13 protein-coding genes are annotated in these 12,916 nt (G+C 67.0%); 7 read left to right on the forward strand and 6 right to left on the reverse strand.

What is annotated here, in order from left to right; genetic code table 11:
• The first annotated feature begins 1 nt into the window (after window position 1).
• Together QK287_RS06765 and QK287_RS06770 are read left to right on the forward strand one after the other, a co-directional pair.
• Entirely contained in the window at window positions 2-1,735 is a 1,734-nt protein-coding gene (locus QK287_RS06765) for a DEAD/DEAH box helicase (protein ID WP_282359641.1), read from the forward strand.
• Window positions 1,736-1,743: 8 nt separating this feature from the next.
• Window positions 1,744-2,616, forward strand: a complete 873-nt coding sequence (locus tag QK287_RS06770) for a site-specific DNA-methyltransferase (RefSeq protein WP_226776118.1) — start codon at window positions 1,744-1,746, stop codon at window positions 2,614-2,616.
• A gap of 18 nt (window positions 2,617-2,634) precedes the next feature.
• Here the strand turns inward: QK287_RS06770 and QK287_RS06775 are convergent, their stop codons facing one another.
• Window positions 2,635-3,480, reverse strand: coding sequence for a PHP domain-containing protein (locus QK287_RS06775; protein ID WP_282359642.1), 846 nt, complete (start codon window positions 3,478-3,480; stop codon window positions 2,635-2,637).
• A 92-nt stretch (window positions 3,481-3,572) separates the two neighbouring features.
• On the opposite strand from QK287_RS06775, the gene QK287_RS06780 reads away from it, so the two are divergent.
• Entirely contained in the window at window positions 3,573-5,153 is a 1,581-nt protein-coding gene (locus QK287_RS06780; RefSeq protein WP_226776116.1) for an aminopeptidase P family protein, read from the forward strand.
• A gap of 85 nt (window positions 5,154-5,238) precedes the next feature.
• On the opposite strand, the gene QK287_RS06785 is transcribed toward QK287_RS06780, so the two are convergent.
• The gene (locus QK287_RS06785; RefSeq protein WP_282359643.1) at window positions 5,239-6,117 is read right to left on the reverse strand and encodes a general stress protein; all 879 of its coding nucleotides are present in this window, start codon (window positions 6,115-6,117) and stop codon (window positions 5,239-5,241) included.
• Between the two features lie 77 nt (window positions 6,118-6,194).
• Here QK287_RS06785 and QK287_RS06790 point away from each other — a divergent pair, with 77 nt between their 5' ends.
• Genes QK287_RS06790 through QK287_RS06800 form a run of 3 tightly spaced genes read left to right on the forward strand, consistent with a single transcriptional unit; the run spans window position 6,195 to window position 9,422 of the window.
• The gene (locus tag QK287_RS06790; protein WP_226776114.1) at window positions 6,195-7,478 is read left to right on the forward strand and encodes a CBS domain-containing protein; all 1,284 of its coding nucleotides are present in this window, start codon (window positions 6,195-6,197) and stop codon (window positions 7,476-7,478) included.
• A complete protein-coding gene (locus QK287_RS06795) occupies window positions 7,459-8,241 on the forward strand; it encodes a DUF1003 domain-containing protein (protein ID WP_226776113.1) in 783 nt (260 codons plus the stop codon). The genes QK287_RS06790 and QK287_RS06795 overlap by 20 nt, the downstream gene beginning before the upstream one ends.
• 11 nt (window positions 8,242-8,252) lie before the next feature.
• Window positions 8,253-9,422, forward strand: coding sequence for an Mrp/NBP35 family ATP-binding protein (locus QK287_RS06800; protein WP_282359644.1), 1,170 nt, complete (start codon window positions 8,253-8,255; stop codon window positions 9,420-9,422).
• On the opposite strand, the gene QK287_RS06805 is transcribed toward QK287_RS06800, so the two are convergent.
• The 3 genes from QK287_RS06805 to sigE all read right to left on the reverse strand — a co-directional run bounded on the left by QK287_RS06805 (window position 9,415) and on the right by sigE (window position 11,647).
• Complete coding sequence (locus tag QK287_RS06805) at window positions 9,415-9,807, reverse strand: Sec-independent protein translocase TatB (protein WP_226776111.1); 393 nt, start codon at window positions 9,805-9,807, stop codon at window positions 9,415-9,417. The two genes, QK287_RS06800 and QK287_RS06805, sit on opposite strands and share 8 nt — an antisense overlap.
• 80 nt (window positions 9,808-9,887) lie before the next feature.
• Window positions 9,888-11,003, reverse strand: a complete 1,116-nt coding sequence (locus QK287_RS06810) for a hypothetical protein (RefSeq protein ID WP_282359645.1) — start codon at window positions 11,001-11,003, stop codon at window positions 9,888-9,890.
• 8 nt (window positions 11,004-11,011) lie between these two features.
• The gene (sigE, locus tag QK287_RS06815; RefSeq protein ID WP_253032303.1) at window positions 11,012-11,647 is read right to left on the reverse strand and encodes an RNA polymerase sigma factor SigE; all 636 of its coding nucleotides are present in this window, start codon (window positions 11,645-11,647) and stop codon (window positions 11,012-11,014) included.
• A 305-nt stretch (window positions 11,648-11,952) separates the two neighbouring features.
• On the opposite strand from sigE, the gene QK287_RS06820 reads away from it, so the two are divergent.
• The gene (locus QK287_RS06820; RefSeq protein WP_282359646.1) at window positions 11,953-12,585 is read left to right on the forward strand and encodes an O-methyltransferase; all 633 of its coding nucleotides are present in this window, start codon (window positions 11,953-11,955) and stop codon (window positions 12,583-12,585) included.
• A 109-nt stretch (window positions 12,586-12,694) separates the two neighbouring features.
• Here the strand turns inward: QK287_RS06820 and QK287_RS06825 are convergent, their stop codons facing one another.
• Window positions 12,695-12,862, reverse strand: a complete 168-nt coding sequence (locus tag QK287_RS06825; RefSeq protein WP_160664543.1) for a DUF3117 domain-containing protein — start codon at window positions 12,860-12,862, stop codon at window positions 12,695-12,697.
• Window positions 12,863-12,916: the final 54 nt, after the last annotated feature.

Below are 12,916 nucleotides of genomic sequence, written 5' to 3' on the forward strand. Positions count from 1 at the left end.
AGTGAGTGAATTGCACACGCACCAGCTTCTGACCGACGAATCCGGCACGGAAACGATCGAACCGGAAGAAACCATCATCTCGGACGAAAAGCCGCACGAGATCGCCGAGAAGACCTTTGCCGACTACAATGTCCGCGCCGATATCGTGGAATCCCTCGCCGACGCCGGAATCACCCACCCGTTCCCGATCCAGGCCATGACCCTGCCGGTAGCCCTTGGCGGCCACGACATTATCGGCCAGGCCAAGACCGGAACGGGCAAAACCCTCGGCTTTGGCATCCCGGCCCTGCAGCGCGTCGTCGGACCCGACGACGCCGGCTACGACTTGCTCCCGGCCCCTGGCGCCCCGCAGGCCCTCGTGATTGTACCCACCCGTGAGCTGGCCGTCCAGGTCGCCGGCGACCTGCAGAATGCCGCCCGCAAGCGCAACGCCCGCATCACCACCATCTACGGCGGCCGTGCCTACGAGCCGCAGGTCGAGGCGCTGCAGAAGGGCGTCGAAATTGTTGTCGGTACGCCCGGACGCCTCATCGACCTCTACAAGCAAAAGCACCTCGTCCTGAAGAACGTCAAGATGGTGATCCTGGACGAAGCCGACGAAATGCTGGACCTCGGCTTCCTACCCGACGTCGAGACCCTCATCGCCGGCACCCCGCCGGTCCGCCAGACAATGCTGTTCTCCGCCACCATGCCCGGCCCGGTCGTCGCCATGGCACGGCGATACATGACCAAGCCCACCCACATCCGTGCCGCGGACCCAGACGACGAGGGACTGACCAAGCGCGACATCCGGCAGCTGATCTACCGTGCCCACAGCATGGACAAGATCGAGGTCGTGGCCCGGATCCTGCAGGCCCGCGGCCGCGGCCGCACCATCATTTTCACCAAGACCAAGCGCACCGCCGCCAAAGTCGCCGAGGAACTGGTGGACCGCGGCTTCGCTGCGGCCGCCATCCACGGCGACCTCGGCCAGGGCGCACGCGAGCAGGCCCTGCGTGCCTTCCGCAACAATAAGGTCGATGTCCTCGTCGCCACCGACGTCGCAGCCCGCGGCATCGACGTCGATGATGTCACGCACGTCATCAACTACCAGTGCGTTGAAGACGAAAAGATCTACCTGCACCGGGTGGGCCGCACCGGCCGCGCCGGCAACAAGGGCACGGCCGTGACCTTCGTCGACTGGGACGACATGCCCCGCTGGGGCCTGATCAACAAGGCCCTGGGCCTGAGTGTCCCGGAGCCGGTGGAAACCTACTCCTCATCCCCGCACCTTTTCGAGGAGCTCGACATCCCCGCAGGCACCAAGGGCCGGCTGCCCCGGGACAAACGTGTACTCGCCGGTGTCAATGCCGAGGTCCTGGAGGACCTGGGCGAGACCGGAAAGAAGAACACCCCCCGCGGCGGTCAGGCCGGCGGCGGACGCGACAGCGCCCGCAGCGGCGGCGGCAGCCGCGGCACCGGCGGACGGGACAGCGCCCATGATTCGCGCCGCAGCGGCGGCACCGGCGGCGCCAAGGACAGCGGACGCTCGGGCGAGCGCCGTCGTCGTCCGGCCGAAGCTGACGCCGGCACGGGTCCCGCAGCTGAGACCCCGGCCAAAGCCGCAGCCAGCGCACCGACCGAGGTCGACCGTGCGACGCGCGCACGCCGCCGCACCCGCACCCGCCGCCATAATGGCGAAGTGGTGGCGGGCGAGTCCCAGGCCGGTGCACCGGCAAGCAGCACCGAGGCCTAAACCCTTATATGGCTGACACCGTCTGGGCGCCGGACGGCAGCAATCTGGTGGTACACGCGGACAACGCCGACTACCTCCCGACGCTGCCGGACGGCGCTTTTACCCTCATTTACGTGGATCCTCCGTTTAACACCGGCCGGGTCCAGAAGCGCCAGGAAACCAGGATGGTGCTTAATGCCGGCGGTGAGGGCGACCGGGTCGGGTTCAAGGGACGCTCTTACGACACCATCAAGGGTGCGCTGCACAAGTACGACGACGCGTTCAGCGACTACTGGAGTTTCCTGGAACCCCGGCTCGTGGAGGCGTGGCGGCTGCTGGCCGATGACGGCACCCTGTACCTGCACCTGGACTACCGCGAAGTGCACTACGCCAAGGTGATGCTCGACGCCATCTTCGGGCGTGAGTGCTTCCTGAACGAAATCATTTGGGCCTACGACTACGGCGCCCGGGCCAAATACCGCTGGCCCACCAAGCACGACAACATCCTGGTCTACGTCAAGAACCCCACGAAGTACCACTTCGACAGCGCCGAGGTGGACCGGGAGCCGTACATGGCCCCCGGGCTCGTCACCGCTGCCAAACGCGAACTGGGCAAGCTGCCCACCGACGTCTGGTGGCATACGATCGTCTCCCCCACTGGGAAGGAGAAAACCGGCTACCCGACGCAGAAACCCGAAGGCCTGATCCGCCGGGTGGTTGCCGCCTCCAGCCGGCCCGGCGACTGGTGCCTGGACTTCTTCGCCGGCTCCGGGACCCTGGGTGCCGTCGCCGCGAAACTCGACCGGAAGTTCGTCTGCGTGGACCAGAACCAGCCGGCCATCGACGTCATGTCCAAAAGGCTGGCCCCGCACGCCAGCTTCAGCGTCTTCCCGGGCACCTAAGCTCGCATCCGCGGGGGGTCAGCGCACCACGGACGTCCCGGTCCCCTGTTCCTCGATCCGGGCAAGGACCTCCGGCGCCGTGAGGTTCTCGCCCAGCCGGTTCGGTTTCCCGGACCCGTGATAGTCGGAGGAGCCGGTGACCAGCAGCCCGTGCCGGTCCGCAAGTTTGCGCAGGAATGCCCGGCCCTCCTCGGGGTTGTCCCGGTGGTCGATTTCCAGTCCGGCGAGCCCGGCGTCGATCATTTCCCGGTAGACGCGCTCGCCCACGATCCGCCCGCGGGCGGACGCCACGGGGTGGGCGAACACCGGCACCCCGCCGGCGTCCCGGACGAGTTCGACGGCGGCTGCCGGGTCCGGGGCGTAGTGCTGCACAAAGTAGCGTGACCGGGACGTGAGAATCGATTCGAAGGCTTCGGTGCGGTCCGCGACCACGCCGGCGGCGACGAGGGCGTCGGCGATGTGCGGCCGGCCCAGGGTAGCGCCGGGCGCCACGTGGTGGATGACATCGTCCCAGCTCAGCGGGTAGTCCTCCGCCAGCAGGCTGACCATCCGCTCGGCCCGGGTGAAGCGGGCATCCTTCGCCTTGGTAATTTCCTCCAGCAGCCCGGCGTGCGCCGGGTCGTGCAGGTAGCAGAGCAGGTGGACGCTGATCCCCTCCGGCGTCCGGCAGGAGATCTCCATGCCGGGAACCAACGCCACCCCGTACGCCAACGCGGCGGCTCCGGCCTCCGCCCAGCCGCCGGTGGAATCATGGTCGGTCAGGGCGACGACGTCCAGCCCCGCCTCCGCCGCCGAAGCCATCACCGCTGCCGGCGCCTGGGTACCATCGGATACGTTCGAGTGGGCATGCAGGTCAATCCTCACCGCACCAGCCTAGTAGATCGTGGCCGCGGCGTCCGGGCCAACCGCCGTCGGGCTGTTGGCCTAAGCCGCTGTGCTGGTGAGACTATGGATGCGTGAACGATGCAGATAACACCCAAGTCTCCGCTTCCCAGCCCCTCGACGAGCGCGTCAACAACCGCTCACAGCGGCCCAGTTCCGATGCTTTCAAAGCGTTTATGGCCAGCAACTGGGCACCGTCCCAGGAGCAGCTCCCGGAACGCGATGCCGTCGCCAACCATGCAGCCGCCCGCCGGCGCGCCATTTCCGAGCAGTTCAAAGGCGAACGCCTGGTCATCCCCGCCGGACCGCTGAAGGTCCGCTCCAACGACTGCGACTACCGGTTCCGCCCGCACTCGGCCTTCGCGCACCTCACGGGCCTGGGGCTGGACCACGAACCCGATGCCGTGTTGATCCTCGAACCCGTGGAGGCAGGCAAGGGCGACGACGGCGGCCACCACCTCGCGACACTGTATTTCCGTCCGCTCGCCGGCCGCGACACCGAGCAGTTCTACGCAGATTCCCGGTCCGGCGAATTCTGGATCGGTACCCGACCCACCCTGGCCGAGTTCAAGGCCCGCCTTGGCCTGGCGACCGCTGAGATCAGCGAACTCGAAGTGGGCATCACCAAAAACGTGGGAGCCCCCGAAATCGGCGGGATCTCCATCCGGCTGGTCCGGAAGGCGGACGAAAACGTCGACGCCCTGGTGGACACTGCCCGCTACAACACGGCCAAGGACCCGGACAACCTGGATCTGGGCGCCCTTGACGCCCTCGATGAGAAACTCACCGAGGCGCTCTCCGAATTGCGCCTGCTTAAGGACGAATGGGAAATCGGCCAGATGCAGACCGCCGTCGCGGCCACCGTGCAGGGATTCACCGAGGTGGTCAAGTCGTTGCCGCGTGCCCTGACCCACCAGCGCGGCGAGCGGGTCGTTGAAGGCGCATTCTTTGCCCGGGCGAGGGAAGAAGGCAACGAGCTCGGCTACGACACCATTGCGGCCTCCGGCAACAACGCCACAGTGCTGCACTGGACCCGGAATACCGGCAAGGTCACGGCAGGCGAACTCTTACTGCTCGACGCCGGGGTCGAAGCGGATTCGCTCTACACCGCTGACATCACCCGCACCCTGCCGGCCAACGGCACGTTCTCCGAGGTCCAGCGCAAGGTCTACGAGGCCGTTCTGGACGCCGCCGACGCCGGCTTCGCTGCCGCGCAGCCCGGCACCAAGTTCCGCGACATCCACACTGCCGCCACCACCGTGCTGGCCGAACGGCTGGCCGATTGGGGCCTGCTGCCGGTTTCGGTCGAGGAAGCCATCAGTCCGGAAGGCCAGCAACACCGCCGCTGGATGCCGCATGGCACCAGCCACCACCTGGGCCTCGACGTGCACGACTGTGCCCAGGCCAAGCGGGAGCTGTACCTCGACGGCGTCCTCACCGCCGGCATGGTCTTCACGATCGAACCCGGGCTGTACTTCAAGGACGAGGATCTGGCCATTCCCGAGGAGTACCGCGGAATCGGTATCCGGATTGAGGACGACATCCTGATGACCGCCGACGGTCCGGTCAACCTCAGCGCGGCATTGCCCCGCAAGGCCGACGACGTTGAGTCCTGGATGGCGGGCATCTACCAGGAAGCGGACGCGACGGCGTAGCTCGCCGCCGGCGGTCAGTAACCGCCGGTGACACGCAGAAGGCCTCCCCCGGATCATCTCGGGGGGAGGCCTTCTGCATTGCGGGTCAGTGGTGCGGGCCGCCGCCACCGGGCTCCTGCTTGGCCGCGTCGTCGACGCGGACGCCGTACTGCGGGCGGCCGTCCGGCAGGTCCGGATACGCGAACCCGGCAGCCTTGACAGGTTCCTCTTCCCCTGCCGGTTTGCCGGAGGCGGTGCCAGCTCCCTGCTGGGACGGACCGGACTGCTGGCCGGCGGCCGGTTGGTTGCCGGGCTGTTCGCGCGGGTCGCCGCCGGCTTCGGGGGTCCGCTGGCCGTAGGGGTCGCTCCAGCCAGCGGGCCGCTGCGGCCCGGGCCCCTGCTGCCGGCCCGGTTGCTGGTGCGGCTGGTGCTCGGGCTGGGAGTAGCCGGCCGCGCCGGCGGGCCGGGCGGCGTCTTGCTGCGTCATCGGAAGCTGGTGCAGCAGCCGGCGCGCATCGTTCGCCGCCTCGAATGAAACCACAACGTCGTAGTTGGTGGCCACGACCTGGCTGGTGGAGGTGAAGTCCCGTTTGCCCCGCTGCATGGCGTAGGTGACGATGCCGAAGAGCATAAAGAATGCCGCACCCATCAGCACCGACGTCATAATCGAGAACGCACCGTCGGTCGTGGAAAAGAACGAGAGCATAATGCCGACGAACAGGCCGAACCACATGCCGCTCAGCGCACCGGAGAGCGCCACCCGGGGGTACGTCAACCTGCCGGTGACCCGTTCCACCATCTTCAAATCGTTGCCCACGATCGAGACCATCTGCACCGGAAACTGCTGGTCAGCGAGGTAGTCCACCGCCTTCTGGGCATCCAGGTAGGAGTTGTAGGAACCAACGGTGTCCCCCTTGGGGACACTGCGGGCCTCGTCCGGGCCGGTGCGAGCGCCGGCCCTGGGAGCACCAAAAATGTTTGACATAGGTCCATTCTTACCTATCCGGCTGGGCACCGGCTGTAAATTCAGCTAAAAGAGAGCGGACTCGGTAGCCTGTACAGGTGAGCACAAATCTTTCGCGGGTGTTTGTTGCCCGCCTCCTCGGACTCGACGTCTTTGACCCGCTGGGCGACCGCCTGGGCAGGCTGCGTGACGTTGTGGTGCTCTCCCGAGGTTCCCGGGGCGCGCCGCACGTTGTGGGCATCGTCGTTGAGGTGCCGGGCAAGAAGCGCGTCTTTGTGCCGATGACTCGGATCACCTCGATCGACCAGACCCAGGTCATCTGCACCGGACTGGTAAACCTGCGCCGTTTCGAACAGCGCGGAGCCGAAACCCTCGTCGTAGCCGAAATGTTCGACCGCCGTGTGACCCTCGCCGACGGCAGCGGAGATGCCACAATCGAGGACATCGCGATGGACAAGCACCGCTCCGGCGACTGGTTTGTCAGCAAGCTTTTTGTCCGCCGCGGGCATTCCCTCTCCCCGCTGAGCCGGCTCCGCCGCAACGAGACCATGATTATCGATTGGGCCGACGCGCAGCAGGGCGCCCACACCGAACCCCAGGCAGCAACCCAGTTCGTCGCGACCCACGAGGACCTCAAGCCTGCCGACTTTGCCGAGGCGCTCCAGGAAATGAGCGACAAGCGCCGCTTCGAGGTCGCCAGCGAACTTCAGGACGAACGGTTGGCCGACGTCCTCCAGGAGATGCGCGAAGGCGACCAGGTCGAGATCCTCTCCGCCCTTGACGTGAACCGCGCGGCAGACGTGCTGGAGGAAATGGACCCGGACGACGCCGCCGACCTCCTCGCGGAGCTTCCCAGCGCCCAGGCCGAAGAACTGCTGCAACTGATGGAACCCGAAGGCGCAGAAGACGTCCGGCGGCTGCTTGAATACGACGAGGACACCGCCGGCGGCCTGATGACCCCGGTCCCAGTCATCCTGCCTCCCGAAGCCACCGTCGCGGAAGCCCTCGCCCATGTGCGCCGCGAAGAGCTCTCACCCGCCCTGGCGTCGTCGATCTTTATTGCCCGGCCCCCGTTGGAGACGCCTACGGGCCGTTTCCTGGGCGTCGTCCATATCCAGCAGCTGCTCCGCTTTCCGCCGCCCGAACCGCTGGGCAACCTCGTGGACAAGACCCTGGAACCGGTCTCGGACCTCGCGCACATCAGCGAGGTGGCCCGGACGCTGGCCACCTACAACCTCAACTCGCTCCCCGTTGTTAACAGCGACGGTCGGCTTGTAGGGGCGGTGACTGTTGACGATGTGCTGGATCATCTGCTGCCCGATGACTGGCGCGCCCACGAGGACGATGTCCCGATAAGGAAGCTTGGAGGCCGCATTGGCTGATATCAGCGCAGCACGGAACCCCCAGGCACGGCCGGGCAGCAAAGCCGACAGGGGCGGCCTCGATACGCCCCTGAGCGGCCGCCAGCGGATCCTGCCGAAGTTCTCCCCCAACCCGGACGCCTTTGGCCAGACCACTGAAGGGTTCGCCCGCTTTATGGGCACCCCGCAGTTCCTGGTCTACATGACGGTGTTCGTCGTCATCTGGCTGGGGTGGAACACATTCGCGCCCTCCGAATGGCAGTTCGACTCCCGGGCCCTCGGGTATACCCTGCTGACCCTTATGCTTTCACTGCAGGCCTCCTACGCCGCGCCGCTGCTGCTGCTGGCCCAGAACAGGCAGGACGACCGTGACCGCGTCTCCCTGCAGCAGGACCGCCAGCGGGCAGAGCGGAACCTCTCCGACACCGAATACCTGACCCGGGAACTCGCTTCGCTGCGCATCGCCCTGCGCGAAGTCGCCACCCGCGATTACGTCCGGGCCGAGCTGCGGAGCCTGCTGGAGGACATGCTGGAAGCACAGGAGGAACTGCGCACCCACGATCCGTCCGCAGGTGTTCACGAGTCGCCGCGGGACAAGGTCAAGGAAAAACTGAAGGAACGCCGCGACAAACAGCGCAGTCCCCGGACCCAGCAGATCCCCCGGGTCCGGTCTGAGAGCAAGCCCAGGGCAAATAAGAAGTCCGGCGCCTTGGCCGAACAGCAGAACAACGCCGGCGCGGACCATGCCGGCGCGCCTGCGCCCCCCGTACTCCCCGAGAACTGAGCACCTACCGCATGAGCTTCAGCCAGGACAGCACCACCCCCGGCACCGTCCCGGACTCCCCGCTGGCCGGGGCAGTGCAGGCCGCACTCGCCACCGTCATCGATCCGGAGCTCCGCCGTCCGATCACTGAATTGGGCATGGTGGAAGCGGCGGAGATTTCCGCGGCCGGGCAGGTACGGGTCTCTGTACTCCTGACCATTGCCGGCTGCCCGCTGCGCGGAACCATCACCGCCGATTGCGAGTCGGCAGTGTCCGCCGTGCCGGGCGTCACAGGCGTCGAGGTCGAGCTGAAAGTCATGACCCAGGAACAGCGCGACGCCCTCAAGGACCAGCTCCGCGGTGCCGGCGGCCAACGCGGCATCCCGTTCAACGACCCCGGATCATTGACCAAGGTATACGCCGTCGCGAGCGGCAAGGGCGGCGTCGGCAAGTCCTCAGTGACGGTAAACCTCGCCTGCGCCCTCGCGGCACGTGGCCTGCGGGTGGGGATCGTCGATGCCGACGTCTACGGTTTCTCCGTCCCGGCGTTGATGGGCATCACCCAGTCCCCCACCCGGGTCGATGACATGATCCTGCCGCCGGTCGCCTACGGGGTCAAAGTCATCTCGATCGGTATGTTCGTCACCGCCAACCAGCCTGTCGCCTGGCGCGGGCCCATGCTGCACCGGGCGCTGGAGCAGTTCCTCACCGACGTCTACTTCGGCGATCTCGACGCCTTGTTCCTGGACCTTCCGCCCGGCACCGGTGACATCGCCATCTCCGTGGCCCAGCTGCTGCCCCAAGCCCAGATCCTCGTGGTGACCACTCCCCAGGCCGCTGCTGCGGATGTGGCCGAGCGGGCGGGTGCCCTCGCGACCCAGACCGGCCAAGTCGTCGCCGGTGTTGTGGAGAACATGTCCTACCTTGAAATGCCCGACGGCGGCCGGATGGAGCTGTTCGGCAGTGGCGGCGGCGCCATGCTGGCCGAGCGGCTCTCAGCGACTGTGGGAACTGATGTTCCACTGCTGGGACAGATTCCGCTGGACATTCTCTTGCGGGAGGGGGGCGACACCGGTGTCCCGCTGGTGCTGGGCAGGCCCGAAACTCCCGCCGCCGCGGCGCTGCTGGACATTGCCGGCAGAATCGGTGCCATCCCGCGCGGGCTCAACGGAAAGTCGCTGGGCCTGCAGCCAGTTAAGTAGCCTCCGAGTCGAAGGGCGCCTGCTCGCCGTCCGGGAGCCGCTCGACAATTCGGTCCGGCCGGGGAACCGACGCAGCTGCCGCAACGGTGGCTACTGCCGCCGCCGGGGCGCCGCCGCTGACCGGCTTGGTGTCATCGTCAAGCAGCGCCTCTTTGATGATCCGGCGCGGATCGTACTGCCGGGGATCGTATTTCTTCCAGTCAACGTCGTCGATGTCGATGCCGACTTCGTCCTTGATCTGCTCTCTGGCCCCCGACGCCATCCGCCGGACTTCCTTAACGATGTTGGCAAGTTTCTGAGTGTATTCGGGCAGCCTGCTGGGGCCAATCACCAGAAGGCCGATGATCAGCAGAAGGAGGAACTCCGGTCCATTGATTCCAAGCATTGTACGAAGATTACCCTCTCACGCGGGGCCGCGACGATTCGGCCGGAATACCCGGCGCGTGACCCCACCAAATCCGCACGTCACGGTGCCAGCAACTCCAGAATCCTGCCCATGCCCCGTTCCATCCGGCTGATGAAATCGTGCCCGGGCCCGGACTCCGGACCGCCGACGTCCGCCGTCGCAGGGCCGTGGATCGTTCCCTGCGGTTCCTGGCCCTGGCCGGCGGCCGTTCCGACGGCCAAGTTACGGGCCCGGACCAGGGCGGCCACGGCCTCGCCTGTCCGCTCCGCGGGCTGGTCCGAGACGTAGGTGAAGGTAGTTTGGTCCGCCTTGTAGATGGCAGCGAAGGGCGCGGCATGATTTACCCAGAGGCTGCCTTGGCTCGCGCCAACCCCTGGCTCCACGCCCGCTGCGGCGTTCCCCGCAGGCAACACCGCTGAGGTGAAGCCGTCCAGTGGTGCCGGGTGGCCCGTGAGCGGGTTCAGTGGCGGGGCGGTTTCAGGAAAGCCGGACTGCCCTGCCGGGCCGCGCTGCCGGTCCGGAGCGCCGTGCTGTTCGAGGATGGTGGTGAAATGCCGGCCGTCCGTGAGGCGCAGCTCCACAACGTCGCCGCCGGTCAGCACCCGGCCCCTGGCCCAGATCAGGTGGTAGCCGAGTTCACGGAGCACGGGGCAGGACCACCCCTCGGAGCGCAGCATGGTCAGCTGGGCCGTGCTCAGCGAGCCGGCCGGAGTGAAATCGGGTTCGCCGGTGAGGCTCCAGCCCGCTGGCGCGCCGGACGCTCCGTCCATGGCATCGGCCCCGAAACCAGCAGGATCCTGCTGGAAAAACGCTGTGGCGGGCGCGACGCCGGGCCGCTGGGCAGGGTCGGCGCCCATCAGATAGGCCGATCCGCCGAGCAAGGCCGCGGCGGCCGCAGCACTGCCGGCCGCGATCGCCGAGGCACGCAGCACGGGGCGGCGGCCAGGGACCGTTGACGGCGGACGGCGGTCCGGCTGCTCAGCGCTGGCGAGTTCCGCGGTGCGCGCCAGCAGTCGTGCAGTGAGGTCGCTGCTGGCCACGGGCACGTCCGCTCCGCGCAGCCGCTCCAGGTACTGCCGTTCCCGGCGCTTCTGCAGCTGGCAGTCCGGGCATGAGTCCCGGTGCCGGCTCCGACGCTTGTGCGGAAAGCGGAGCAGTCGCTGGAGCAGACGCATCGCCTGGTTCAGAGGAGGCCGGCAATGCGCGGCATCTTCAGCCGCGGCTTCAGCGACGCCTTGGCGGACTGCGGCGGCCTCGGGTCACGGTGGGCCAGCTTCTCCCGAAGCATGGTGCGCCCGCGGTGAATCCGGGAGCGGACGGTACCGAGCTTGATGCCCAAAGCGACGGCGACCTCGTCATAGGAGAGCCCCTCAAGGTCGCAGAGGACGACGGCGGCACGGAAGTCCGGCGGGAGTTCCTCCAGGGCAGCCTGCACGTCGACGTCCAGGTTGTTGAATTCAAAGCTCTGTTCCGGGCCGGGCTCTCGGCCGGGCAGGCGGGATTCTGCGTCGTCAGCCAGCGCGTCGAAGCGGATCCGGCTTTTGCGCCGCGCCTGGTCCAGGAACAGGTTCGTGGTGATCCGGTGCAGCCAACCGTCCAGGGTGCCCGGTTTGAAGTTCTCCAGCGAACGGAAGACCCGGACAAATACTTCCTGGGTAAGGTCCTCGGCGTCGTACTTGTTGCCGGTGAGACGATACGCGAGCCGGTACACCTTGGCGGAGTGGTTGGTCACCACTTCCTCCCAGGTGGGCCGGACCCATACGGCCTCCGCCGCGGCCTGGGACTCTTCAGCTACAGGGACAGCTGCCACTACCGACATTGTCCGCTCCCCTCGTGGATGGTGCTTACGCCGTGGACGGTGCTTGCGGCTGCAAGCTCCGGCATCCTTGATTCGGCGCCGATCACCACGCGGATGAGCGGATATCCATCTTTTCAAAATTTTCTGGGAATTTCCTGACGCCGGCCACCCTTCCGCCCTCGGCAGAACCGGCGGCCCGCGCCGGCCGGCCGTGCCCACGGCGGCGAGTGCACTGTGACCGCGCCAGCGGTGGCGCCTGCCTGCCGGGTCCCCCCTGACCCAGTACGCTGGAGGGAACTATCCCCTGCCGCCCAGAAAGCGAATCCATGAGCGCCGATAAGTCTACGAGCTGGTCCTACGCAGAAGATCTGCCTGCCGAGGATGAGGTCCTGTTGCACGCGCGCGAACGGTCCTTCGAATTGGGAGTCACCCCGGTCGGCCCCGGCGTGGGTGCTGTCCTGACCGTCCTGGCTGCCGCTTCCAAGGCCCAGACCGCCGTCGAAATCGGCACCGGCGCAGGGGTCTCCGGAGTCTGCATCCTGCGCGGGCTGGGTCCGCACGCCGTCCTGACCACCATCGACGTCGACGTCGAACACCTCAAGGCCGCGCGGGAGGCGTTCCAGGAGGCCGGCAGCCCGGCTAACCGGACACGGACCATCTCCGGCCGCGCCCGCGACGTCCTCCCCCGGCTGACAGACGGCGCCTACGACCTGGTCTTTATTGACGCCGACAAACCCAACTACCCCGGCTATGTGGAACAGGCAGTCCGGCTGCTCAAGTCCGGCGGATTGCTGATCGTCAACGATGCGCTGGACAAGGACCGCGTCGCCAACCCTGCCGCGCGTGAGGCCACCACCGTGATCCTCCGCCAGGTGGGCAAGTCCATCCGTGAGGACGACCGTCTCGCCTCAGCCATGCTCCCGACCGGCGACGGCCTGCTGGTCGCAGTCAAGAAGTAGCAGGGCAGCTCCACGGTTACGCGGCCGGCAGGTCCCGCACCACAACAGCGGGCGGGGTCCGCAGCCACCCGGCTGCGGACCCCGCCCGTTGTCAGAGCATTCAGCGAAGCTATTCGGTAACGCCGACGAGGCATTCCTTCAAATTGGCAGCTTCAGCGGAGTTGAGTTCGACCACGAGCCGTCCGCCGCCTTCGAGCGGCACACGCATGATCAAGCTTCGTCCTTCTTTGGTAACTTCCATCGGGCCGTCGCCGGTGCGTGGTTTCATTGCCGCCATAAGGAATATCCCCTCCATTAGTCCAGTGACATACCAGCCCGGCCGGGCTGCGTC

Source organism: Arthrobacter sp. AL05 (assembly GCF_029960715.1).
Lineage (GTDB): Bacteria > Actinomycetota > Actinomycetes > Actinomycetales > Micrococcaceae > Arthrobacter.

Coding starts and splice junctions, on each gene's coding strand:
- QK287_RS06770 (WP_226776118.1), top strand. CDS start 1,744: ATGGCTGACACCGTCTGGGCGCCGGACGGCAGCAATCTGGTGGTACAC.
- QK287_RS06785 (WP_282359643.1), bottom strand. CDS start 6,117: ATGTCAAACATTTTTGGTGCTCCCAGGGCCGGCGCTCGCACCGGCCCG.
- QK287_RS06800 (WP_282359644.1), top strand. CDS start 8,253: ATGAGCTTCAGCCAGGACAGCACCACCCCCGGCACCGTCCCGGACTCC.
- QK287_RS06805 (WP_226776111.1), bottom strand. CDS start 9,807: ATGCTTGGAATCAATGGACCGGAGTTCCTCCTTCTGCTGATCATCGGC.
- QK287_RS06810 (WP_282359645.1), bottom strand. CDS start 11,003: ATGCGTCTGCTCCAGCGACTGCTCCGCTTTCCGCACAAGCGTCGGAGC.
- sigE (WP_253032303.1), bottom strand. CDS start 11,647: ATGTCGGTAGTGGCAGCTGTCCCTGTAGCTGAAGAGTCCCAGGCCGCG.
- QK287_RS06820 (WP_282359646.1), top strand. CDS start 11,953: ATGAGCGCCGATAAGTCTACGAGCTGGTCCTACGCAGAAGATCTGCCT.
- QK287_RS06825 (WP_160664543.1), bottom strand. CDS start 12,862: ATGGCGGCAATGAAACCACGCACCGGCGACGGCCCGATGGAAGTTACC.